This window comes from Pseudomonas sp. ATCC 43928, assembly GCF_005938665.2.
Taxonomy (GTDB): Bacteria; Pseudomonadota; Gammaproteobacteria; order Pseudomonadales; family Pseudomonadaceae; genus Aquipseudomonas.
On sequence record NZ_CP041753.1, the window covers coordinates 1,998,014 to 2,020,512 of the forward strand.

14 protein-coding genes and 2 pseudogenes are annotated in these 22,499 nt (G+C 51.2%); 13 read left to right on the forward strand and 3 right to left on the reverse strand.

What is annotated here, in order from left to right:
• The first annotated feature begins 168 nt into the window (after positions 1-168).
• The 9 genes from rfbB to FFH90_RS09110 all read left to right on the forward strand — a co-directional run bounded on the left by rfbB (position 169) and on the right by FFH90_RS09110 (position 14,967).
• A complete protein-coding gene (gene rfbB / locus FFH90_RS09070; RefSeq protein WP_086944628.1) occupies positions 169-1,245 on the forward strand; it encodes a dTDP-glucose 4,6-dehydratase in 1,077 nt (358 codons plus the stop codon).
• The gene (gene rfbD, locus FFH90_RS09075) at positions 1,242-2,135 is read left to right on the forward strand and encodes a dTDP-4-dehydrorhamnose reductase (protein ID WP_111454896.1); all 894 of its coding nucleotides are present in this window, start codon (positions 1,242-1,244) and stop codon (positions 2,133-2,135) included. The genes rfbB and rfbD overlap by 4 nt, the downstream gene beginning before the upstream one ends.
• Positions 2,132-3,022 carry a glucose-1-phosphate thymidylyltransferase RfbA gene (rfbA, locus tag FFH90_RS09080; RefSeq protein ID WP_064616662.1) on the forward strand — a complete coding sequence of 297 codons (891 nt, stop codon included), beginning with the start codon at positions 2,132-2,134 and terminating at the stop codon, positions 3,020-3,022. The genes rfbD and rfbA overlap by 4 nt, the downstream gene beginning before the upstream one ends.
• A 54-nt stretch (positions 3,023-3,076) precedes the next feature.
• Positions 3,077-4,000, forward strand: a complete 924-nt coding sequence (locus FFH90_RS09085) for a glycosyltransferase (RefSeq protein ID WP_064616664.1) — start codon at positions 3,077-3,079, stop codon at positions 3,998-4,000.
• Entirely contained in the window at positions 3,997-4,959 is a 963-nt protein-coding gene (locus FFH90_RS09090; RefSeq protein WP_064616666.1) for an SDR family oxidoreductase, read from the forward strand. Before FFH90_RS09085 ends, FFH90_RS09090 begins: the two co-directional genes overlap by 4 nt.
• On the forward strand, positions 4,956-5,975 hold the full coding sequence (locus tag FFH90_RS09095; protein ID WP_064616668.1) for a glycosyltransferase family 4 protein: 1,020 nt from the start codon (positions 4,956-4,958) through the stop codon (positions 5,973-5,975). Before FFH90_RS09090 ends, FFH90_RS09095 begins: the two co-directional genes overlap by 4 nt.
• Before the next feature lie 136 nt (positions 5,976-6,111).
• Positions 6,112-8,049, forward strand: coding sequence for a glycosyltransferase family 2 protein (locus FFH90_RS09100; RefSeq protein WP_138867018.1), 1,938 nt, complete (start codon positions 6,112-6,114; stop codon positions 8,047-8,049).
• A gap of 724 nt (positions 8,050-8,773) precedes the next feature.
• On the forward strand, positions 8,774-13,723 hold the full coding sequence (locus FFH90_RS09105; protein ID WP_168206156.1) for a glycosyltransferase: 4,950 nt from the start codon (positions 8,774-8,776) through the stop codon (positions 13,721-13,723).
• A gap of 197 nt (positions 13,724-13,920) precedes the next feature.
• A complete protein-coding gene (locus FFH90_RS09110; RefSeq protein WP_256663676.1) occupies positions 13,921-14,967 on the forward strand; it encodes an NAD-dependent epimerase/dehydratase family protein in 1,047 nt (348 codons plus the stop codon).
• Between the two features lie 301 nt (positions 14,968-15,268).
• Here the strand turns inward: FFH90_RS09110 and FFH90_RS09115 are convergent, their stop codons facing one another.
• The 3 genes from FFH90_RS09115 to FFH90_RS09125 form a co-directional block, all read right to left on the reverse strand.
• On the reverse strand, positions 15,269-16,489 hold the full coding sequence (locus FFH90_RS09115) for an acyltransferase (RefSeq protein WP_138867020.1): 1,221 nt from the start codon (positions 16,487-16,489) through the stop codon (positions 15,269-15,271).
• A 461-nt stretch (positions 16,490-16,950) separates the two neighbouring features.
• Positions 16,951-17,694 carry an ABC transporter ATP-binding protein gene (locus FFH90_RS09120; protein WP_064616677.1) on the reverse strand — a complete coding sequence of 248 codons (744 nt, stop codon included), beginning with the start codon at positions 17,692-17,694 and terminating at the stop codon, positions 16,951-16,953.
• A 13-nt stretch (positions 17,695-17,707) separates the two neighbouring features.
• Positions 17,708-18,508 (reverse strand): ABC transporter permease, encoded by an 801-nt coding sequence (locus tag FFH90_RS09125; protein WP_064616679.1) that lies wholly within the window; start codon positions 18,506-18,508, stop codon positions 17,708-17,710.
• Between the two features lie 680 nt (positions 18,509-19,188).
• Between FFH90_RS09125 and FFH90_RS09130 the strand changes: the two genes are divergently transcribed.
• From FFH90_RS09130 to FFH90_RS09145, 4 genes and pseudogenes are all read left to right on the forward strand, one after another.
• A complete protein-coding gene (locus tag FFH90_RS09130; RefSeq protein WP_138867021.1) occupies positions 19,189-21,183 on the forward strand; it encodes a nucleoside-diphosphate sugar epimerase/dehydratase in 1,995 nt (664 codons plus the stop codon).
• Between the two features lie 44 nt (positions 21,184-21,227).
• On the forward strand, positions 21,228-21,476 hold the full coding sequence (locus tag FFH90_RS09135) for a hypothetical protein (protein ID WP_138867022.1): 249 nt from the start codon (positions 21,228-21,230) through the stop codon (positions 21,474-21,476).
• Positions 21,473-21,776: pseudogene (locus tag FFH90_RS09140) on the forward strand (class I SAM-dependent methyltransferase). Before FFH90_RS09135 ends, FFH90_RS09140 begins: the two are co-directional and overlap by 4 nt.
• 342 nt (positions 21,777-22,118) lie before the next feature.
• Positions 22,119-22,431 (forward strand): annotated as a pseudogene (locus tag FFH90_RS09145) (transposase); the annotation flags it as partial.
• Positions 22,432-22,499: the final 68 nt, after the last annotated feature.

Genomic DNA, 22,499 nt, shown 5'->3' on the forward strand with positions numbered 1-22,499 from the left:
AACCTTCATTTAGCTGTAAAATGCTGCGCTTATCCGATAGTGGCATATTCCCACATCGGTTCAGACTGACTCTGTCAGAAGCCTCAGCGAATTTGATGGCTTTTGCATTCATGGATTCGACAGTGCTCGGTTGGCGGCCCTGTCAGCAACTCAAGGGTATGGTTTCGCGTGAAAATTCTAGTTACCGGCGGCGCCGGGTTTATTGGCTCGGCGGTCATCCGTCATATCATCTCCAACACCACTGACGCTGTCGTTAACGTCGATAAGCTGACTTATGCCGGCAATCTTGAGTCCTTGGCCGAAGTCAGCGAAGACCCGCGCTATGCGTTCGAGCGCGTCGATATCTGTGACCGCGATCAAATTGACCGTGTCCTGCGTGAACACCAGCCGGATGCCATCATGCACCTGGCCGCAGAGTCCCACGTTGATCGCTCGATCTCCGGCCCGTCCGAATTCATCCAGACCAACATTATTGGCACTTACACCCTGCTTGAAGCTGCGCGCCACTACTGGGCGGCGCTGGATGACGCGCGTAAAGCCAGCTTCCGCTTCCACCACATTTCGACTGACGAAGTTTACGGAGACCTTGAAGGTCCGGAAGACCTCTTCACCGAAACAACGCCATATCAGCCAAGTTCGCCTTACTCCGCGAGCAAGGCCAGTTCCGATCACCTGGTTCGCGCCTGGAGCCGTACTTATGGCTTGCCGACCCTGGTCACCAACTGCTCGAACAACTACGGTCCTTGCCACTTCCCTGAGAAGTTGATCCCGCTGATCATTCTCAACGCGCTGGAAGGCAAGCCGCTGCCGGTCTACGGCAAAGGCAATCAGGTCCGTGACTGGCTCTACGTCGAAGACCACGCCCGCGCACTCTACAAAGTCGTGACCGAAGGTGTTATCGGCGAGACCTACAACATCGGCGGCCATAACGAGAAACAAAACATCGAAGTGGTGCATACCCTTTGTGCACTGCTCGACGAGCTGCGTCCAGACTCCGCTCATCGTCCACACGCCAGCCTGATCACCTACGTTCAGGATCGCCCGGGCCACGACCAGCGTTACGCGATCGACGCCAGCAAGATCCAGCGTGAGCTGGGTTGGACGCCGGAAGAGACTTTTGAAACCGGCATCCGCAAAACCGTCGAGTGGTATCTGAACAACGCTGAGTGGGTCGCTCACGTGAAGAGCGGCAGCTACCAGCAATGGATCGACCAGAACTACACGGACCGTTCGGACAAGGCATGAAAATCCTCCTGTTGGGAAAAAACGGTCAAGTGGGCTGGGAGCTGCAACGCTCCCTGGCGCCTCTTGGTGAACTGATCGCATTGGATCGTCACCCGGTTGATGGTTTGAGCGGTGACCTGTCTGATCTCGATGCGTTGCGCACGACGATTCGTCAGGTCAAACCAGACGTCATCGTCAACGCAGCGGCCTACACGGCGGTCGATAAAGCTGAGTCCGAGACAGAGTTGGCCGACCGCGTGAACGGTCAGGCGAGTCAGGTCATGGCTGAAGAGGCGGCATCTCTAGGGGCGTGGCTGATTCACTACTCGACCGATTACGTGTTCAGCGGTGAAGGCCTGACGCCATGGCAAGAGACAGATGCTGTCGCGCCGGTGAATCACTACGGTGCCAGCAAACTTGCCGGCGAGCAGGCGATTATCGCCTCCGGCTGCAAGCACCTGATCTTCCGCACCAGTTGGGTCTATGGCGCACGCGGCAACAACTTCGCCAAGACTATGTTGCGCCTGGCCAAGGATCGCGAAACCCTGAGCGTCATCGCCGACCAGATCGGCGCCCCTACCGGCGCAGACCTGATCGCCGACGTGACGGCGCTGGCTATTCAGCAAGTCTTGCAGCGTCCTGAGCTGGCGGGCCTGTATCATCTGGCGGCCGCTGGCGAAGTGTCCTGGCACGGCTATGCCAGCCATGTGATTGGTTTTGCCAAGGCCAACGGTGAAGAGCTTGCTGTCACGGCAATCAATCCGATCGACACGACCGCTTATCCAACACCGGCACGCCGCCCTCTGAATTCCCGGTTGAACACTCAGAAGCTGCGCGAAAATTTTTCTCTACACTTGCCGGATTGGCAAAGTGGTGTCACCCGAATGCTTATGGAAGTCCTGAATAAATGACCACGACAAATCGTAAAGGCATCATCCTCGCTGGCGGCTCGGGCACTCGTCTGCACCCGCTGACCCTCGGCGTATCCAAGCAAATGCTGCCAATCTACGACAAGCCGATGATCTTCTATCCGCTGTCGGTGCTGATGCTCGCCGGTATGCGCGAAGTCCTGATTATCTCCACGCCTGAAGACCTGCCATGTTTCCAGAAGTTGTTGGGTGACGGCAGCCTGTACGGCATCAAGCTGACTTATGCCGAGCAACCTAGCCCGGATGGTCTGGCTCAGGCTTTCATCATCGGCGAAGAATTCATTGGCAAGGATCCTTGCTGCCTGATCCTGGGCGACAACATCTTTTACGGTCAACACTTCTCGGACAACCTGCGTTCGGCTAGCACTCAAGAACGCGGCGCGACTGTATTCGGCTATCACGTGTCGGATCCAGAGCGTTTTGGTGTCGTCGAGTTCGACGCTGCCGGCCGTGCCTTGAGCATCGAAGAGAAGCCGCTGAAGCCAAAATCCAGCTACGCGGTGACTGGCCTGTACTTCTACGACAACCAGGTTGTCGAGATCGCCAAGAACATCAAGCCGTCCGAGCGTGGCGAGTTGGAAATCACCGACGTTAACCGCGCCTACCTCGAGCAGAACACCCTCAATGTAGAAATGCTCGGACGCGGTTTTGCCTGGCTGGACACGGGGACTCACGACTCGTTGCTCGAGGCCAGTCACTTCGTGCACACGATCGAGCAGCGTCAAGGCTTGAAAGTGGCCTGCCTGGAGGAGATCGCCTACAACAACGGTTGGATTACCGCTGAACAGTTGGGCGCTCAGGCCGATAGGCTGAAGAAGACTGGCTATGGTCAGTACCTGCAAAAACTGCTGGATTTGGATTCCCTCTGAGTCGAGAGGGTTTACTTTCAAACCTAGCGTTTAATCCGAGCAAGCAGGAATAGCATGCCAGTAAAACATCCCAAGGTTGCAGTTTTGCTGGCTGCGTACAACGGAATGCAGTGGATTGAGGAGCAATTGGTCTCGATTCTCGGCCAGTTATCGGTCGACGTTACCCTGCACATTAGCATCGACCCCTCTACTGACGGCACCGAGGCGTGGTGTAGAGCTTATGCGGCTGAGCATCCAGCAGTTGTAGTGCTTCCGGATGCCAATCGCTTCGGCGGAGCATCGCGCAACTTCTTTCGGCTGATCCGGGACGTTGACTTCGATGGCTACGACTTCGTCGCCTTTGCCGACCAGGACGACATCTGGTATCCCGATAAGCTGCACAGAGCAACCCAGGCGTTGCAGGCACGAGGAGTGGATGCCTACTCCAGTAACGTGACGGCGTTCTGGCCAAATGGCAGAACCCTGCTGCTGGACAAGGCGCAACCTCAGGTCGCCTGGGATTTTTTGTTCGAGGCAGCCGGGCCTGGCTGCACCTATGTCTTTAGAAAAAGCCTGATAGAAGCCTTGAAAGGCTCGATGCTCGCCAACTGGCAGCAACTGCAAGGTGTAACTTTGCATGACTGGTATTTCTACGCCTTTGCGCGCAGTCATGGTTACCGTTGGTATATCGACCCGTTACCCAGCATGGATTACCGGCAGCACGAGCGTAATCAGGTGGGTGCCAACACAGGCCTGAGTCCGTTGATCGCTCGTTACAAAACCATTCATGACGGTTGGTGGTTCGGTCAGGTTCACCTGATTGCAGATCTGGTGGGGCAGGGGGCGAAGCCCTTTAAAGGCGTCTTGTTGCAATTACGGCGTACGGAACTGATGAAACTGTCCTTCAGTGCCTGGCAATGCAGGCGCCGGGTGCGGGACAAGATTTTTTTCTTTTTTATCTGTTGGTTCACCGCATTGATGGGAAACAAAGCTCAATGACAGCCCCAAAGGTATTGGTCACGGGGGCAGGCGGTTTCGTGGGTGAGGCGCTGGTTTTCAGGATGTTGGTGGACAAACAGTTCGCTCCGATCGCGGCCGCTCGCAGTCTCACCCGGTTGCAGGGTTTATGCCCGGTTGTACCCTTTGATCTGAATGATCCTGAAGCCTTGCCTGAGTTGAAGGAAGTCAGTGCGGTCGTCCACGCGGCGGCCAGAGTTCATGTGATGAACGAAATCGCTTCTGATGCCTTGGCCGAGTTTCGCAAGGTTAATGTGGAGGGCACTCTTCGGTTGGCAAAGCGCGCCGCTGAATCGGGAGTCAAACGCTTCATCTTCATCAGTTCGATCAAGGTCAATGGCGAAAGCACCCAGCCAGGCAAGCCGTTCAAGGCTGATGATACACCGGCCCCGGCGGATCCTTATGGCGTGTCCAAGCACGAGGCTGAACAAGGCCTGAGAAAACTTGCTCGCGAAACCGGAATGGAAGTCGTGATTATTCGCCCGCCATTGATCTATGGGGCGGGTGTTAAAGCCAATTTTCTGAGTATGCTGCGCTGGCTGAACAAAGGTATTCCGTTACCGTTGGGAGCGGTCCGGAACCAGCGTAGCCTTGTGGCGATCGGAAACCTGGTGGACCTTGTAATCACTTGTATCGATCATCCTGCCGCAGCGAACCAAACCTTTCTGGTCAGTGATGGCCAGGACTTGTCCACAACTGAAATACTACGTCGCCTGGGCAATGCGCTCGGGACGAAGGCCTGGCTCTTGCCACTGCCAAAGTGGTTGCTGGTAATGGCAGCTTCGGCATTGAGAAAGCAATCCGTTGCTCAACGGATCTGCGGGTCATTGCAGGTCGACATCAGCAAAAATCGTGAATTATTGGGGTGGACCCCCCCCATCAACATGGATGAAGCCATGCGCCAAACCGCAGGTCACTATCTGGACGCGCAGACGAAATGACTTTTTTGTGGCTGCTACTAGCAGTATTCGTTGTTTCCTGGGGGCTGACGTTTGTTTTACGTCGTTATGCTTTGGCCAATAGCTTGATGGATACACCAAACGAGCGCAGCTCTCACTCTGTGCCTACTCCTCGGGGTGGAGGTGTAGCTATCGTTGTCTCCTTTCTGTTGGCGCTTCTGATCCTTCGGGGGCTTGATTTGATGAGCCTGGCGACGCTCGTCGGTTTACTGGGGGGCGGCTTGTTGGTCGCGCTTATCGGTTTTGCCGATGATCACGGGCATATCGCCGCAAGGTGGCGCCTATTAGGCCATTTTGCAGCCTCGATATGGGCGTTATATTGGCTGGGAGGCTCTCCTGGTGTCACGCTCTTTGGAGTCACCCTTGATCCAGGGTGGATTGGGAATATTTTGTTTGTGCTGTATTTGGTCTGGATGCTGAATCTTTACAACTTCATGGATGGCATTGACGGCCTGGCCAGTGCTGAAGCGATCAGCGTCTGCCTCGGAATGTTGCTGGTCTATTGGTTTAGCGCAAACCTCGAACTGGCCTGGGGGCCTCTGGCTCTGGTAGCTGCGGTCGCGGGCTTTCTCTGTTGGAACTATCCGCCGGCGAAAATTTTCATGGGAGACGCAGGCAGCGGTTTTTTGGGGATTGTATTAGCAGGGATGTCGATTGAGGCAGCCTCCAAGTCGCCCGAGTTGCTCTGGAGCTGGTTGATCATGCTTGGCGTTTTCATTGTTGATGCGACGTGGACCCTGATGCGCAGGCTTTTACGAGGTGAAAAGGTATATGAAGCCCATCGCAGTCATGGTTATCAATATGCCTCTCGCAAGCACCGTAGCCATAAAGCAGTAACGCTGGCATCGATCACTATCAATTTTGTATGGCTCATGCCGTTATCGATTGCTGTAGCAAGTGGCTGGATTTCCGGATTTTTTGGTATGGTCGTAGCTTATGCGCCACTGCTGTTTATCGCACGTACCTACAAAGCAGGAGAGTCGGAGCAAGTAGTGTAATTAAAAAGCGTCAAAAACACATATCAACACGGGTTTGCATGGTCGCCTCTCTTATAGAGCATCTAGGGATGTACCTGCCGCTGATGTTGTGATATTTGCAGGTCGCTAAGTTGCATTGGTTAGGGAGTTCGATTTGATGAGTGGTTTATTCAGTATGGTTGCTTCAAAAATCTGGCAAGTCATAACGCGTTTTTCACGAGGGCTGCGCTCTTTTTTGGCTAAGTCTAAAGCGTTTATTCGGCCCTTTTACCAAAAGTTTCCTTTCCTTGTGTGGATTCGTGTTCGTATACATTTGTTTTTCAAGCGTTTGCGCGAAAACATAATGTTAGTGATTAATTCGCGGAATAATACCAAGGCTATCCAGGCTATATTGAATCGTCGTTTCTCACGGTTCCAGAGCTCGTCGATCGCTCAGGCGCAACCAGTTATTGATGTGTCGGTGGTGACGTTCAATAGTGGCAAGTGGATTGATGGTTTTTTTGAATCGTTAAGAGCGCAAAATTACCCGCTCAGCAAATTGAATATGTTCTTTGTTGATAACGGGTCTTCGGACAGCACCCTCGAAGCATTGCAGCGTTGGCAGACATTGCTTGGTCAGGAAGTGGCTGGTTTCGACATTATGGAAGGCGCCAATGTCGGGTTTGGTGCCGGGCATGAAAAGGCAATCCGTAAAGGACGCTCTGAATATTTTCTTGTTAGTAATGTGGATATCGTTTTTGCCAAAGACTCTATAACCAAAGTGGTGGCTGCTGCTCTGGCTGATGCCAAGGCTGAGGTGGCATCCTGGGAGTTGAGGCAGGCACCTTATGAACACCCTAAATATTATGATCCGGTAACGTTGGAAACCAACTGGTCGTCCCATGCTTGCGTACTTGTAAGAAGGTCGGCTTACGTTGAGGTCGGTGGATACGAGCGCGAGATCTTCATGTATGGCGAAGACGTCGAGCTTTCCTATCGCTTCAGGTCCTATGGATACCAACTCAAGTATTGCCCATCCGCCGTCGTCTATCATTATACCTATGAGCATGAGCATCATATAAAACCGATTCAGTATACCGGCAGCACGCTGGCCAATGCTTATATCAGGCTGCGCTATGGGAATTTGAGCGATAGAGTGGGTGGCTTTATCTTGCAATGCCTGCTTTTGCTCCGTCCAGAACCCTATGCTGGCGCCCGTCGCGATGTGTTCAGAAACTTCGGTGTGATATTCAAGAAGGCTCGGTATTTTATGCGGGGCAAGGGACCGAGTGAAAACTGCTACTTCCCTTTCAGGGGCTTTGATTATGAAATGATCAGGGATGGGGCGTTCTGGGAGGTGGGCGAATCATTGGCTGATTACCCTCTTGTTACTGTGGTTACTCGAACTTACAAGAATCGAGGAGAGTTTCTCAGACAGTCCATGATGTCTGTGTGTAATCAGACGTACCCGAATATCGAGTTGATAGTCGTTGAGGATGGCGGTTCTACGATGAGCTCGGTTGTGTCTGATTTTGAATTTCCGGAGGGAATGAGTGTTAGTTACTACTCCCTCGATAAAGTCGGTCGTTCGGTGACCGGTAATTATGGTTTGGAAAAGGCTGCCGGAAAATATTGCATGTTTCTCGATGATGATGATTTGCTTTTCGCGGATCATGTCGAGGTGCTTGTTGGTGCGTTGGCGAAAAATGCTGACGCGGTAGCGGCCTACTCATTGGCGCTGGAAGTCGGTACTGTTGCCAGTGGCGTGGAAGGGCAATATTTTGAGGTTAGCCATGCGGTACCTCCGATTCTCAAGCAAGAATATGACTATGAGGTTCTGCTGGATCACAACTATATAGCTATCCAGTCTCTCCTTTTTCAAAAGGATCTCTTCTTGCAACGAGGCGGATTTCAAACCGATATGAGCAGTCTCGAAGACTGGAATCTTTGGTTGCGGTATGGTTATGGCAATAAGTTTGTTTATGTGCCAAAAACCACGTCTTTGTTTAGAACTCCAGGTGACCCCACTGTACGGGTAGAGCGGCATATGCAGTTGCATGACGCATATTATATTGCCAAGAATCACGCGCTGAAAACGTGTAAGAGTTATACCTAAGTTCGTGCTTTAGCGGTTTGTGGTATCGAGTTTTTGAATTGAGTCATTCCGAGTGAGTGACTCTTTTTTTGTATTTTTCTACTGATGTAGCTCTGGCTCGTTAGTCGAAGTGGTTGGTTTTGTATACGATTTGTTGACTCTTTATTGGTTTTTTGCTCCTCAATATTCTGGCTTTTTTTCAGATGGACGGCGGCAGCCCTTTAAAGTAATCAAATCTGGCTGTTTCGGGAGGGGGCGCAGGTCTGGGCCGGGATGGTTTCGAGCGGTGCCCATCCTCTGTCCCGTCAACGATTCAGTCCGCCGTGTGTCTGCCTGGGGTTGACGTGTTTTTCGCTCTTGGCGGTAGGGGGGAACCTTTTTTGTTGGGGGCTGCAGCTAGACCATAGGTAAGGAACCCGGTATTTCTGAGCTATTTTGAATGTTAAGACCAAAAAATGTTATAAATCAGTTTTGGATGGTTTCGCGCTTGTTTGCTCCGGGTCAGTGACCGCGTTTGAGGTTCACTCGGCCCAAGGGGGCTAACGTCGTCGACGTAAAGTCGTCGTGGAACCAGGGAGTGGTCATTTGCAAGTGTTACCCTTTTATGTAGGGCTATGGTTGTAGCCGTCTTACAGGGTGTTCGTATTAGTGCAGATAATTTACTCGTTTGGAAGTGCGTTGCTGAGAGTCAGCATGCCCATAGGATTTTTTGACGCATATGCTAAATATTAGTGATTTGTCATCAGTGGACAAACAAAAAGTCTTCGACTATCTCAAATGGAACAGTTTCCGTTCCGAGAAGTACAAGGTTTTATACGTTAGTACCCCCAAAGTTGCGAGTACTTCCCTGAAGTGGTGGTTTGCGTCACTGGAAGGTTGCTCGCAGGCCTTGCGCGGCGTCGGTGAGGCTGCGGGAAGCAATTCTGATCAAGTTGTTCACGAGATTCACAAGGTTGCGCCCCATGTCAGCGGGCTGGAAATAGACGACCTTTTGGAACCGCTTCTTGCTGATACATATTTTCGATTTGCCGCCGTACGAAATCCTTATAAGCGCATCTTCTCCGCATGGCAGTCGAAAATACTGTTACAAGATCCGGAGCAGGTCGCATCGTATCCAAAGTTTGAGTTATTACAGCAGCCGGTAAAAAGCGTAGCGGATGTTGCTTCGGCTTTTGAGGCGTTTCTGGAGTATCTCGCAAGTAATAGCGCATCTTCACCTGAAAAAGATTTTTGGGCGCCTCAAGCCACGCTATTGCGTCCGGATTTGATCAATTATTCCCTGTTGGTCAAAATTGAAAACTCCTCTGAACTCCATAAAGCATTATCGGAGCACTTCGGTGAGCAGGCCGCCGATCCTTTCGCAGAGCCTTCGCAAAGTGAAAATGTCATTCCCTTCCTTCCTGCTTTTATAACGGAACGAAGTGCGAGTTTGATTAAAGAGTTGTATGCCGAAGATTTTGATGTCTTCGAATATGATAGGCAAGTACCAGAACGTACAGAAGCGTTTTCGGTAGAGCAGTTGGATCTTGCGTTTGACGCGGCCAGGCTGATTCGGGAAAGTCGTCAACAAATAGGTGCGCGCTCCCTTCAAATTCAGGACTTGACCCAACAGATCGAGGATTTGAATCAGCGAATTGCCTCATTGAACCCGACTCTGTTCGAGCGTGAATCGCAGTTAAAAGAGCTCATGGGTTCTTTGGTTAAACGTGACCGGCATATCGCCAGTCTTGAGCAATCTGTGGGTGTGCTCAATAGGCAGTTAGTCGATCTCAAAGCCGTTTTGGTTGATTACGAAAAAGAGAATGTCAGTCTGAAGGCTGATCTGCTCAAGACGCAGCAGGAACTCCAGGCATTACTCTCTTCGCATTCCTGGCGTTTAATGTCGTCTGTGCGCATGGTTTCAGGGTTTGTGCGAGAGTCCGTCCATAACGTCAGAACGCTGACATGGAGTAAAGTTGTCGACTCGTTAAGGCGTCGTCGAGAGCTTTATAACGAAAATACTCTTCGTGAGATTCAGGAAAGCGGGTTGTTTGATCCGGATTATTACCTGGCCAATAATGCAGAAGTGCGTGCAAAAGGCACTGATCCACTCAAGCACTACATGCTCAAGGGCTGGATAGAAAATCGCAATCCTTGCGCCGCTTTCAGTCCTTCGGATTATCTGTTGGCCAACCCTGATGTTGCCGAGGCTCAGGTTCATCCGCTGCTTCACTACATTCAATGCGGACAGCTCGAAGGTCGCCCAATCAGATTGCCAGTTCGCATTTGCGAAATGACGGCGGTCAAGCGTCGACCCGTCGGGCGCAATGCGGTTTTCAATCCGTATGGTGAATATACACCGATACCGGTTCTCAAGGCTGTGCTCGAGGCACAGATCGAAGCCGTCAAAAAGTCAGGATTGTTCGACGAGAAGTACTACCTTGCGATGTACAGCGATGTGCCAGAGGTCTCGGTCGATCCGCTCAGGCACTACTGTGAACAGGGCTGGCGCGAAGGTAAAAATCCTTCCATGGACTTTGATACGCGCGCCTATCTCGCACTTTACAAAGACATTCAACACATTGGTCTCAACCCGCTTTGGCATTACATTGTCACTGGCGCGGCGGAGCATAGAATAGCGGTACCGGATGCACTCATTAATCACGAAAACGACATCCGTTTTGGTGAGGTTAACAGCGACATCAAGTTGCTCGCGTTCTATGTATCGCCTGACTGGGAGGCGTTGCGTAGTGCCAGATTCGCTGCCAAAGGCAATTCGCAGCGACCACGTCCTGACAAGATGCTTGGGTTGTATGATCCGTTGGATGGGCGTGTGCTCACCCAGCAGGTACTCAGTGCCAAGAGCCATGGCTTTTTTGGCTTTTGCTTTAAACTGAGCGCGGATTCGGTTGTGCAAGCGTCGCCACAGCCTCTGGACATTTTTCTTGCCCACACAGAAATCGACTTTAATTTCTGCGTTCAAATAGATTTGCATCTGGAAGGCCTGGCGAACAACTTGATTACGCCTGTTGTTGCAGTTCTAGCTGATAAGCGATGTGTGCGGGTTGATGAGCGTCCCGTCATCTTGGTTAAGCTCAATGAGTACGACGAAGACATCGTTGATTCAATTCGCAAGCTACGTGAGCGATTGAATGAACTGTGTGACGGCGTGTACCTGATTGCTCAGTTTGGTTTTGCGGGTTCGGAAGAGTTGGCGCAGGACCTGGATGGTTTGTGTGACGCCGTGCTTGATCTTTCTGCAGATCCTGTACCGGGCGAAACTGGCGTATTTACACCGCAAAACAAGAATGGAATAGATACCGTTCCGTATAACCTTGTTGCTTCGCAAGGGATCGTACGAGCGCAGAAAACACATCTTCGTACTACTCCGGTTTTCCACGCTATTTCATTGGGGCGTGATGAAACTGCGCTTAAGCAATATTCTCCTCTTGTGTATTCGCGCTTTCACATTCGTGACTATGGACGTTGGCTTGACGCGGCGATCAGGGGCGCGAGAAAGGCGCTCCCCGAGGATCGCCGTCTACTGTTCGTGAATGCCTGGAACAATTGGCAGGAAGGACTTTTCCTTGAGCCAGACAGTATCACCGGTTTTGGTCGGTTGAACGAAACAACACGCGCTTTGCTGGATATTGATTCCAGTATCGTTATGCCAAAAGTTTCGGTAATTGTTCCAAACTATAATCATGAGAGCTACCTTGCTCGTCGGCTGGATAGTATTTATGGGCAGACTTACAAGAATATAGAAGTTATCCTGATGGATGACTGTTCGACTGATGATAGCCGTTCGGTGTTAACTGGTTATGCGGAAAAGTACCCTGATATAACGCGCTTGTTGTTCAATGAGACGAATTCGGGTGGCGTTTTTCATCAGTGGGCTAAGGGGATCAAGGCGGCCAAAGGTGATCTGGTATGGGTCGCTGAAAGCGATGATTACTGTGATGAGCGTTTCCTGGAGGCGCTTGTTAGTTGTTTTGATGATGAAGCGGTCATGCTTGCGTACTCGAAATGTGAGTTCGTAACGACCGACGAAGTTGTGATGCCGGACCAGTTCCTTAACTATGTAAGTGATCTGGAGTGTGCGAATAAATGGGCGGGTTCCTATGTAAGCACAGCGCATAACGAAGTGCGCTCGGCGTTGGGTATTAAAAACACAATACCTAATGCCAGTGGCGTGCTTTTCAAGCGTCCCGTTGATATGCCACTGTTGGATGATCAGTCGTGGTTATCAATGAAGGTTGCCGGTGACTGGGTCTTCTATTTGCACATCATGCGTGGCGGAAAGATTGCTTACTCCACTGAGGGTACAAACTATTTCCGTCGACATTATGCAAGTACTGCCAACACCACTTATCGCAAAGAGGTCTTTTATCGCGAGCTCGGGGTGGCGAACAGAACGGTCCAGTCCCTCTACAATGTTCCGATGTCGGTGCTTGAGGCTTGTGAGGAATCCAGCAAGAAGCTGTATGACCACTATGTCGGGGGCTCCGCAGAAGAGTTTCTACGTTGGTACGACCATGATTCGATTGTTCGTGCAAGGGCTGACCGACTGCCGAACGTGATGGTTTCCACCATCGGCTTCTATCCGGGCGGTGCCGAAATTCTTCCGATTCGACTGGCAAACGAGTTTAAACGCCAAGGTATTTCCGTCTCCTTGTTTAGCGCCGGGATACCAAAACGCGAAGATGGTGTTCGCAAGATGCTGAGAAACGACGTGCCGGTGATCGAGACGTCGAATATCGAATCAGTGAAAGAGATCATTCATGATTTCGGAATTGAAGCACTTAATAGCCACCAGTGGTACGTTCAGAAGTATCCGGTCGATGTCCCGGATGTTTTTTCCGAGCTTGGCGCCCATGTGGCTGCTCTGCACGGGATGATTGAACATGGCAATGGAGTGACTGATGAACAGTTGCGCATTGCTGACAAAGGTGTCAGTACATGGGTCTACACCGCTGAGAAAAATCTTGTTCCTTTCTCGGACATCTCACTGTACGACAAGTCTTCTCCCCGTTTCGTCAAGGTTCCTAACGGGTTGCAGCCGCCGGAAATCGTTCCAATCTCGCGCGTGCAGATGGGTATACCGGAAGATGCTTTTGTATTGTGTTGTGTCAGTCGGGCAATTCCCGATAAAGGCTGGGGCGAAGCTATCCAGGCGGTAGAACTTGCGCGATCACTTTCCGGTCGGGACATCCGTATTATATTGGTCGGTAATGGCCTGGTGTACGATGAATACTGTCAAGCAGGTGCGCCGGACTTCGTTTACCTGGCTGGCTTTAGTGATAACTCCGTAGGCCATTATGCTGCCGCGGACATGGGCATCATGTTATCGACCTTCAGGTCAGAGAGTTTCCCTCTGACCATTGTCGATTGTCTGTTCGCCGGCAAGCCATACATTGCCACAGACGTAGGCGACATCAAAAACATGTTGACGATAGAGAGCGGCGTTGCCGGGGAGATTATCGGGTTGGAAGATTGGGTCGTCCCAATCGAGAGTGCGGCCCGCGTGATTGCAGCGTTCGCGACAGATGAACGGAAATACAAGGAAGCCGTCGGCCTGGTGAAAGACGTTTCCAGTCGATATCGAATTGACGCCGTTGCCTCTCAATATCTTCGTTTGTTCGAGCGTGACATTCAGCAGCGCAGGGCGGAGCCGGCGAAGGCCGAAGCCGCTGGCCTGACTGTCCAAGACCTGTAGCCGGAGTTGCTGTAAGCAGGACAGCTAGCGTTAAGGGGAGGGCTCACAGGGCAGGTCCGGCTGATTACCAGGCCTGCGCTGAGAGCAAGACGGGCGTCTCCGGCAATTTGGTAAGCCGCCTCTCTTGACGTATCATTAGCCGTCACAGTGTGTTCCGTTAAACAATAAAGTGTAGGTCGTTGCAATGGTTGCCAAGGATGGGGCAGGTCACGCCCGCCTTGTCTGCTGCTGCACAAGGCGGCAGTTTCAACCATATCAAGCGCTGGAGGGCAACGTTGAATAATTCCGAGAACACTTCCCCTAATCCCGTTAAGCGGTCCCTGGTTTTGGGGGGGCGTGGTTTCATAGGCACCCACTTAATAGACGCATTGCTCGATCAGGGCCATTTTGTGCGCTGTTTCGATCGTCCCAATGTGGCGCCGTTGGGTGAATCCCACTTCAATCATCCTAATTTCGAGCTTTGCGAAGGAGACTTCACCAGCGAGGCCGAAGTCGCCAAGGCATTGGAAGGTTGCGATGTTTGCTATCACCTGGTGTCTACGACCCTCCCCAAGTCTTCAAATGCGGATCCCGTCTTCGATGTGGAGAGCAATGTCGTTGCGACCATCCGCCTGCTAAACCTCGCGGTGAAGTCCGGGCTGAGGAAGATTGTTTTTATTTCCTCCGGCGGCACGGTGTATGGAGACCCTACGCAAGTACCTATTCCAGAAACCCATGCTACTGACCCGGCTTGTTCCTATGGAATTGCCAAGTTGGCGATCGAGAAGTATTTGGCGCTTTTCCATCGCTTATACGGCCTTGATTATACTGTTCTACGTCTTGCAAACCCCTTTGGTGAGGGGCAGCGCACCTATGCTAGCCAAGGCGCGGTAGCCGTATTCCTTGGCAAAGTCCTGCGTGGCGAGACGGTTGAGATTTGGGGCGATGGCACGGTTGTACGTGACTACATTCATGTCTCTGATGTGGTGAGAGCGTTGTTGGCATCGTCAGCGCAATCCGGTGAAGAGCATGTGTTCAATATCGGTTCAGGGCGCGGACATAGTCTCAATGAGGTTCTTGGCGCGATCGAGAGGGTCACGGGGCGAAATGCCAGTCGTGAGTACTTGTCGGGTCGAGGATTTGATGTGCCTGTCAGTGTCCTGGATATCGAGCGCGCCAAACAGTCTTTGGGGTGGGCCCCTTTCGTGAGTTTCGATGAGGGGTTGGAGCGCTTTGCTGCTTGGTTATTGGATAATCCGGAATAAGCACGTTGATATAACGATGTAAGCACTGTATAAGCCCGCTTCTTGGAAGGTGAGCTTATGGGGTGGTTACGATCTCTGGGAAGGCTTCAAAAGCGGGGGGGGCATAAGGCGTCAAATCGATCTGTAAAGGGTCGCCATCCGGCCGGGTTGTGACGAAAGAAATGCCCTTCTAGAATATTACATATAAGAACGCCGATTTGTTGAATATGTTTGCATCCGCGAACATCATCAATCAAGTCGGCGTTCTTGTTTCTGTATTTCCTTTCATCCGTGAAAGGCCATTTACGCACCTGTAGCTGATTTATCGGTGGTCGGCAGGTGCATCTTGTGGGTCGAGTCGATGGACTAATTGTTTTTCTTTCAATAGTTTTCGTGTGATTGAATTGACCTGCTTAACCCACCAGTCATCAAAGCGAGAGAGTGGTACTGCTAGTGCTATTGAAGTGGTAGCGGTGACAATAAATACGATAATTAAGCTTTGTGTGTTGCTGATTCCGTGATTTGCAAGTTTGATATATACGTAGCTTGATAGTGAGCAGATCACAAGGGTATGGACAAGATAGAGTGGAAAACTGATTTTTCCAATACCCCTTAAAAATTTCCCGTTCAGGTTTTTAAAAACCTTTTGATTGCTCATGGTTGCGAATATTATGCAGGCGGAACCAAGTGTGTGGAGCAAGGTTTGGGTGTGAGCTTTCATAATATCTGGGATGACTGAAGCCCAAACGTATGACTTTTCCGGGATCATGTATCCGAGCAAGTATAGCCCGAAAATAATTAATGCTATGGAGGCGAGGAAGGGGATTTCATTTTTGTTTTTGGTCAGATAAACAGAAAGAAATGTACCGGCAACAAAGGGGAATATGAAGTCGTTATAGAACAGTGCTGATATTGAAATAATTATGAAGGCGTAAATAAGGTAGCGGTATTCGAGTATTACTGAAATAAAGCATGCAAGCATAAAGACAATCATGCTGCCGTAAAATTCGGGTTTCATAGTCCAAAGGTTTGTATTGTAGCTAGCTACTCCTGTGAAAAAAGTTGTTATTCCTTGTGTTAGAGCTCCCCAGAAGCTCGGTTCAAACCCTGGCGTCCATCCGTAAGCAAATGTCGCAAGCCATGGGCTCAAGCTAAGTTGTGAAGCGTCGTGGAAATAGTAAAAACCAAGCTTGAATAAGCAGTAACTTGCGACAGTGGTAATCGTTACTGTGGCGGCCAGTCTAGGAAATCTTTTAAGAAATGCCAGAAGCAGTTTTTGTGGGTTTTCATGATTAAAATAGGACCAGCATAAAACAAACCCGGAAAGGGTGAAGAAAAAACCGACAGCTGCTGTGCCGTTAAAAAGAGCAAAATATGGCTGCCCTATTAAACTGTCTTTGTTTCGTGCGTCCCCTAATAATCCAGTTGTATATGGGGAAAACCCTAAAAAAAAATGGTGAACAAGCACAATAAATGCAGCTATTCCCCTATAGGCTTCTAGGGGGAATAGTCTATTGCTTCCAGTTTCCAGTTTTGCTGACATGTCAGGCCTTGAATATTTATCGTTTGATCTATGAGTGCGGGATAATAGGCATATTTATTTGTTTTGGCTAGCCTTGGCCAGTAGCTTTGGGGGAGTTGCCCAGCGGTGGCGTCGTCTCTCTCCGCGCTGGGGGAGTTTTCACACGGTCGCCGAATTTGTTGACGAGCGCGTCAGCGCAGGTAGGTGAATAACGTCACCATAATGACCCGTTCAATCGGAGTTGCGAGGCTATCGATAATTTTTTTGGGGGGATTGGATGCAGATAAACATTTTCGGCTTTTGCGTCGGGTTGCATCATGAGATGTAGCTGGCAAGAGGCGTTGTTGCTTTGGCTTCTACGCTGCAATGGCTAAGCGGCTACTTTCATAAAAAACCAATGTTCATCCTAACTTGATAAAGTGGTTTTTTATGAGTTCGCCGGTTTATTAGCTTATTGAGGGTTGCAGGCGCGAACGAAAATATTAGTGGCCAAAATAAGCTCGGGTAACTGTTTCGGGGTCCGAGTCCATTTTTATTTTGCCGTGCTCCAGCCAAATGACCCGATTGCATGTATGCAGCACCAGGTCACGGGAGTGGCTGGCTATCACCAAAATGCTGGTGGCTTGGACCAGTTCGTTCATCCGGGCTTCTGCTTTGTGCTTGAAGCCTTCGTCCCCTACGGACAGCCATTCGTCCATGATCAATATTTCAGGTCTGATGGTCGTCGATACCGCAAAGGCCAGGCGCAAGTGCATGCCGGAAGAGTACGTGCGTACCGGCAGGTCAATGAAGTCACCCAGTTCTGAAAACTCAATGATTTCGTCGAGTTTTTCTGCAATATCGCTTTTTGTCATCCCAAGCAGGATGCCGCGCATGAAGATGTTTTCCCTGCCGGATGCCTCCGGGTCTATCCCTAATGAAATATCAATGAGGGAAGCGACTTCGCCGCTGATACTGGCGGTGCCAGCGGAGGGGGCGTATACACCGCTCAGCAGTCTGAGTAATGTGCTTTTGCCAGCGCCGTTATGACCGAGCAATCCAACCCGGTCTCCGTCATTGAGGGAGAAAGTAAGGTCCTCCAGTGCTCTGACGATCACTCGGCCTTGGTCGTTGGCACTGAGTTTGCCGCCTGTAGCGACTTGAATCAGTTGCTTTTTCAGAGAGCGAGAACTTGCGTTGTAGATAGGGAAATCAACGCATGCGTTATGAAATTCAATACAAGCCATAATAGTTTTCTTCTTAGAGCCAATAAGCAATGCGACGTTTATAGAGGCCATAGATGATGATCGCTATGCACCAGCCAAACAGAGCCATGCCCCCGGCCACGCACCAGCTAACAGTGCTCACATCCTGTCCGAGCAAGGGGGCCCTGACGATTTGTATGAGGTGATAGATGGGGTTCAAATCCAGTAAATAAGTGCCGGCTCGTCCTGGTAGCAGGCTTGGAAGCCACATGATTGGCGTCAAGTAAAAGGCAATTTGCAAGGCGCTCGCAATGATCTGCGGGAGATCGCGATATCGAGCGCATAAAAGGCTCAATATCAAGCAGATCCATGCCAGATTGAGAACAAGCAGTGCAAAGCCCGGGACACTCAACAGTGCTCCAAGACCCAATGGCTTCTGAACAGCCAGCAGTACAAGCGGGAAAATGACGATGTTGTGCGCGAGGATCAAAGTATTGCGCCATATTGTGCGTAAAATATGCACGAATAATGGGATGGGGAGTTGTTTGATAATGCTTTCTGCGGCGATGAGGCTGGTGCAGCCCTCTAACACGCAGGTAGAAATAAAACTCCAGAGAATCATACCTGCTGCAAGAAATGGCAGAAAGTCTTTCATGGGGGAGTTAAAAATTTGGCCAAATACGAGGCCAATGGTACCAATCATAACGCCCATGCTGATGGTTAGCCAAAACGGTCCGACAGCAGAGCGTCTATACCGTTGACGTACATCCTGCCATCCGAGCATGCCTACCAGAGAATAGCGCTTTACAGCTGTCGCTATATCTGCCATGGCGGCGGTAATTGAGTTGTTTAGCATTCGAAACACCGGGTTGTCAAAACAGTCAATGATTGTAATCTTGTAGGAGGGGGGGGTGTCACTTTTTCCATCCCGTCTGGTTTCCAGTTTTTTACGATCGCGGGATGTACTCCACGTAGAGTGCCTCCCCCTGTTGCAAGGAGGGAGCATAAAGCCTGCAGCTATTTCGTATGGCGCGCGCTCGCTATCATGCCAAGCTTGAGCTATTCGCTCAAAAAATAAGTACTTGTGTTGAGCGGGTCAGGTGTGCTAGCGATCATAAATAAAATCTCTGTCAGATGATTCGCACTTTCTCTATCATCCCATCATCCCACGGTCAGATGTGAACTCCCAAGAAATTTCCCTCACTCCAGAAACGCATTTTTGGGTTAAGTCACGGCGTCTGATCGTCAGCGCTCCGATAAATCGCCTGCTCGGAAGCGGGCGGAGCGATTAGCCAATGGTTGCCGACGAGCAGTTTCGCGGCAGCAACGTTTCGTGGTTTTCAAGCGAGTTTCGCGTCCGTGCGTTGTCTGTCGGGCAGGCCGGTCAGAGGGGTGAATTATAGCGGCGCTTTCAGTTAAATGCTCCTTCCTGGACCCTGCCATTTGCAAGTATTGGGTGATCTCGTCCTCATTGAGGTTACAATGCTGATCAACGACCGCGTAAAAAGGGGGGGGGCTGCGTGCTCGAAAGTTTGAATGGATAAAGTACGGAGAGTTTTGCTGGGTTTGCCTCGTAGGCAAAAAAGACTGATACAGGTCGCCACCGATGTGGTTTTGGTGTGGGTCGCTTTGTGGCTGGCCTTTATCGTCCGCCTCGGCATCGACGACATGTACAATCCGCTAAAGTCGCATTTCTGGCTGTTCGTCAGTGCCTCGATTATTGCCATTCCCCTTTTCGTACGCTTTGGCATGTACCGCGCTGTCATGCGCTACTTCGGTAATGATGCACTGATTGCCATCGTCAAGGCGGTCAGTCTGTCCTCGCTGATCCTCGCCGTGGTGGTCTACTGGTACAGCAATCACGAAGTCGTGGTGCCGCGCTCCATCATCTTCAATTATTGGTGGCTAAGCCTGGTAATCATTGGCGGCCTGCGTCTGTGCATGCGTCAGTATTTCATGGGCGATTGGTTCACCGCTGCGCAGCATGTACCGTTTGTCAATCGAGACGATGGTTTGACCAAGGTCGCCATTTACGGTGCTGGCGTCGCGGGCAACCAGTTGGTTGCAGCGTTGCGCATGGGGCGCGTGATGCGTCCTGTGGCGTTTATCGATGACGATTCCTCTATCGCGGATCGTTCGATTGCTGGGTTGCAGGTCTTCAAGCCCAAGCATATTCAGCAGATGATCGACGTGACTGGTGCTCAGGAAATCCTTCTGGCGCTGCCGTCTTCGACTCGTGCGCGGCGTAGGGAGATTCTCAATTTTCTGGAGGGCTTCCCGCTCCATGTGCGCAGTGTTCCGAATTTCACTGATCTGGCCAGTGGTCGGGTCAAGGTGGACGACATTCAGGAAGTCGACATTGCTGACCTGTTGGGGCGGGATTCGGTGCCGGCGCAGCCTGATTTGTTGGCTCGATGCGTCAAGGGCAAGACGGTTTTGGTTACGGGGGCGGGCGGTTCGATCGGTTCCGAACTCTGTCGTCAGATTTTCTCCCTGGGGCCAACCACGCTGTTGTTGTTCGATCATAGCGAATTCAATCTCTACAGCATTTTGTCAGAGCTCGAGCATCGTATTGCTCGTGAGTCGTTGTCTGTCCGGTTGTTGCCGATACTGGGGTCGATTCGTCATCCCCATAAACTTCTGGATGTGATGAAGACCTGGAATGTGGACACGGTTTATCACGCGGCGGCCTATAAGCACGTGCCGATGGTTGAGCACAACATTGCCGAAGGTGTGCTGAACAATGTGATCGGGACGCTCAATACCGCTCAGGCTGCATTGGAGGCAGGTGTTGCAAACTTTGTGCTGATCTCGACTGATAAGGCTGTACGCCCGACCAATGTCATGGGTAGCACCAAACGGCTTGCCGAGTTGACCTTGCAGGCCCTAAGTCGTGAGTTGGCGCCGGTGTTGTTCGGGGACAAGTCCAATGTGTCCCGGGTCAACAAGACCCGTTTCACCATGGTGCGGTTCGGTAATGTGTTGGGCTCATCGGGATCGGTTATTCCGCTTTTTCACAGCCAGATCAAGTCGGGTGGGCCTTTGACGGTTACCCATCCGAAGATTACCCGTTACTTCATGACCATTCCCGAGGCCGCACAATTGGTAATACAGGCCGGCTCCATGGGGCAGGGTGGTGACGTGTTTGTGCTGGACATGGGCGAGCCGGTCAAGATCATTGAGTTGGCGGAGAAGATGATTCACCTGTCTGGCTTGAGCATTCGCTCGGAGAAAAATCCGCAAGGCGATATTGCCATCGAGTTCACTGGACTGCGTCCCGGGGAAAAGCTTTACGAAGAGTTGCTGATCGGAGACAACGTGTCTGCTACCCGGCATCCGATGATCATGAGCGCCAAAGAGGATCATTTGCCTTGGGAAGTGCTCAAGCGCAGCTTGATGGAGTTGCTGTCTGCCGTTGAGCGAGATGATTATTCGCGGGTTCGCGAACTTCTGCGTGACACTGTCAGTGGTTACGCCCCGGATGGTGAAATCGTCGACTTGATTTACCAGCAGCGTCGCCTCGAGCCCTGATCGTTACACAGGCTGTAACGGACACATTTTTGACAGAATTGCCCATGACCCAGGTTTGGGAGGCAGCTTCGGAAAAGCTGTTCTTCCTTATCAATGCCATGGAGCGTCATTTAAGGGTACAGGCTAGTTCTACTCTCTTTTTTTCCCTGATGACCAGCGCTTATGTTGGTGCTATTGCTGCGCCTGTGGTCAAGTCCGACACCAGTAACGCGCATGCTGCAGACAGAATTACAGTTAAAGCGCTGGTTCGGTGCTGCCTCTCACCTGTAATGCAGACTTTTGAGGCAAGATGAATGCACTACGACCCTTGCTAAGTCCTGCGCCGATCACGGCATACCTTACCCTGCGCAATCCAAAAAAACTCTTTGCTGATTAATACCAGCCCACCTTGCTTCGCTATTTTGACGGCTGGCCACAACATAACGGAAACCTTTCGGCGATCCTGGTCCAGTTCTTTGACGACGGTGAGTTGATCGTACGTTTTGCCGGCGACAGCTTCGACCTGGCCGTCATCACCTGGCTTCGAAGATGCACCCGAGGTCATCAGGCAGCTGACGCGCATTGCCCTCCTAGGTCTGATAACTCGTCGCTGAGATTCAGGGGTAGTCGATCGCGACGATCTACACGAACTGTTCGCCAGCGTATGGGGGCGACGCTGATCAGATACAGTTTCAGGTCCAGCCGTCAGTGCCTACAATCTGGAAGCGCGATGCCCTGTCATGCGCGTCTTCGATCGTCACCCGCGTGCTGAAGTAGACTTTGTTTGGGGCGTAGGGGGGATCGCGTTCGACTTTTAGGCGTTTCACGCGTTTGGTCAGAAAGCGCGCCCGACTGTCAATTATTCGCAGTTTTTTTGTCGTAGGTGTGTTGGAGAAACTCGGAACAAGTCCTCAGATGTGCTTGAATACGCCATGACTACCTGACCTGAGCCCTGCATGAATCAGATGAGCTGTTCCGATTTCGAATACGCCAGCAAGCGTAAGCAACCCCGGCGTGAACGCTTTCTGGCTGAAATGGCGCGGGTGGTGCCCTGGAGCGGATTACTGGCGCTGATTGAACCGTACTTTCCCAAGGTGGGTGATGGTCGTAAGTTGTATCCTCTGGAGCCCATGCTGCCTATTCGTTTGCTGCAATACTGGTTTTTCTTGAAGTGATCCGACGATGGATGCGTTCCATGAAAGTACCTTGTTACGCCAGTTCACCCGGCTCTCGCTGGACGATCCGATTCTTGACGACTCCACCATTTTACTTCGGGTCGCTCATTAAAATGTTATTAGGGTTTGAAGTGGCAGGGCTGCAATATCCTAAATATCCCA

Bases quoted from the DNA above. Each gene is read 5' to 3' on its own strand.
- rfbD (WP_111454896.1), top strand. From the start codon at position 1,242: ATGAAAATCCTCCTGTTGGGAAAAAACGGTCAAGTGGGCTGGGAGCTG.
- rfbA (WP_064616662.1), top strand. From the start codon at position 2,132: ATGACCACGACAAATCGTAAAGGCATCATCCTCGCTGGCGGCTCGGGC.
- FFH90_RS09085 (WP_064616664.1), top strand. From the start codon at position 3,077: ATGCCAGTAAAACATCCCAAGGTTGCAGTTTTGCTGGCTGCGTACAAC.
- FFH90_RS09090 (WP_064616666.1), top strand. From the start codon at position 3,997: ATGACAGCCCCAAAGGTATTGGTCACGGGGGCAGGCGGTTTCGTGGGT.
- FFH90_RS09095 (WP_064616668.1), top strand. From the start codon at position 4,956: ATGACTTTTTTGTGGCTGCTACTAGCAGTATTCGTTGTTTCCTGGGGG.
- FFH90_RS09100 (WP_138867018.1), top strand. From the start codon at position 6,112: ATGAGTGGTTTATTCAGTATGGTTGCTTCAAAAATCTGGCAAGTCATA.
- FFH90_RS09110 (WP_256663676.1), top strand. From the start codon at position 13,921: ATGGGGCAGGTCACGCCCGCCTTGTCTGCTGCTGCACAAGGCGGCAGT.
- FFH90_RS09115 (WP_138867020.1), bottom strand. From the start codon at position 16,489: ATGTCAGCAAAACTGGAAACTGGAAGCAATAGACTATTCCCCCTAGAA.
- FFH90_RS09120 (WP_064616677.1), bottom strand. From the start codon at position 17,694: ATGGCTTGTATTGAATTTCATAACGCATGCGTTGATTTCCCTATCTAC.
- FFH90_RS09125 (WP_064616679.1), bottom strand. From the start codon at position 18,508: ATGCTAAACAACTCAATTACCGCCGCCATGGCAGATATAGCGACAGCT.
- FFH90_RS09130 (WP_138867021.1), top strand. From the start codon at position 19,189: ATGGATAAAGTACGGAGAGTTTTGCTGGGTTTGCCTCGTAGGCAAAAA.
- FFH90_RS09135 (WP_138867022.1), top strand. From the start codon at position 21,228: ATGACCCAGGTTTGGGAGGCAGCTTCGGAAAAGCTGTTCTTCCTTATC.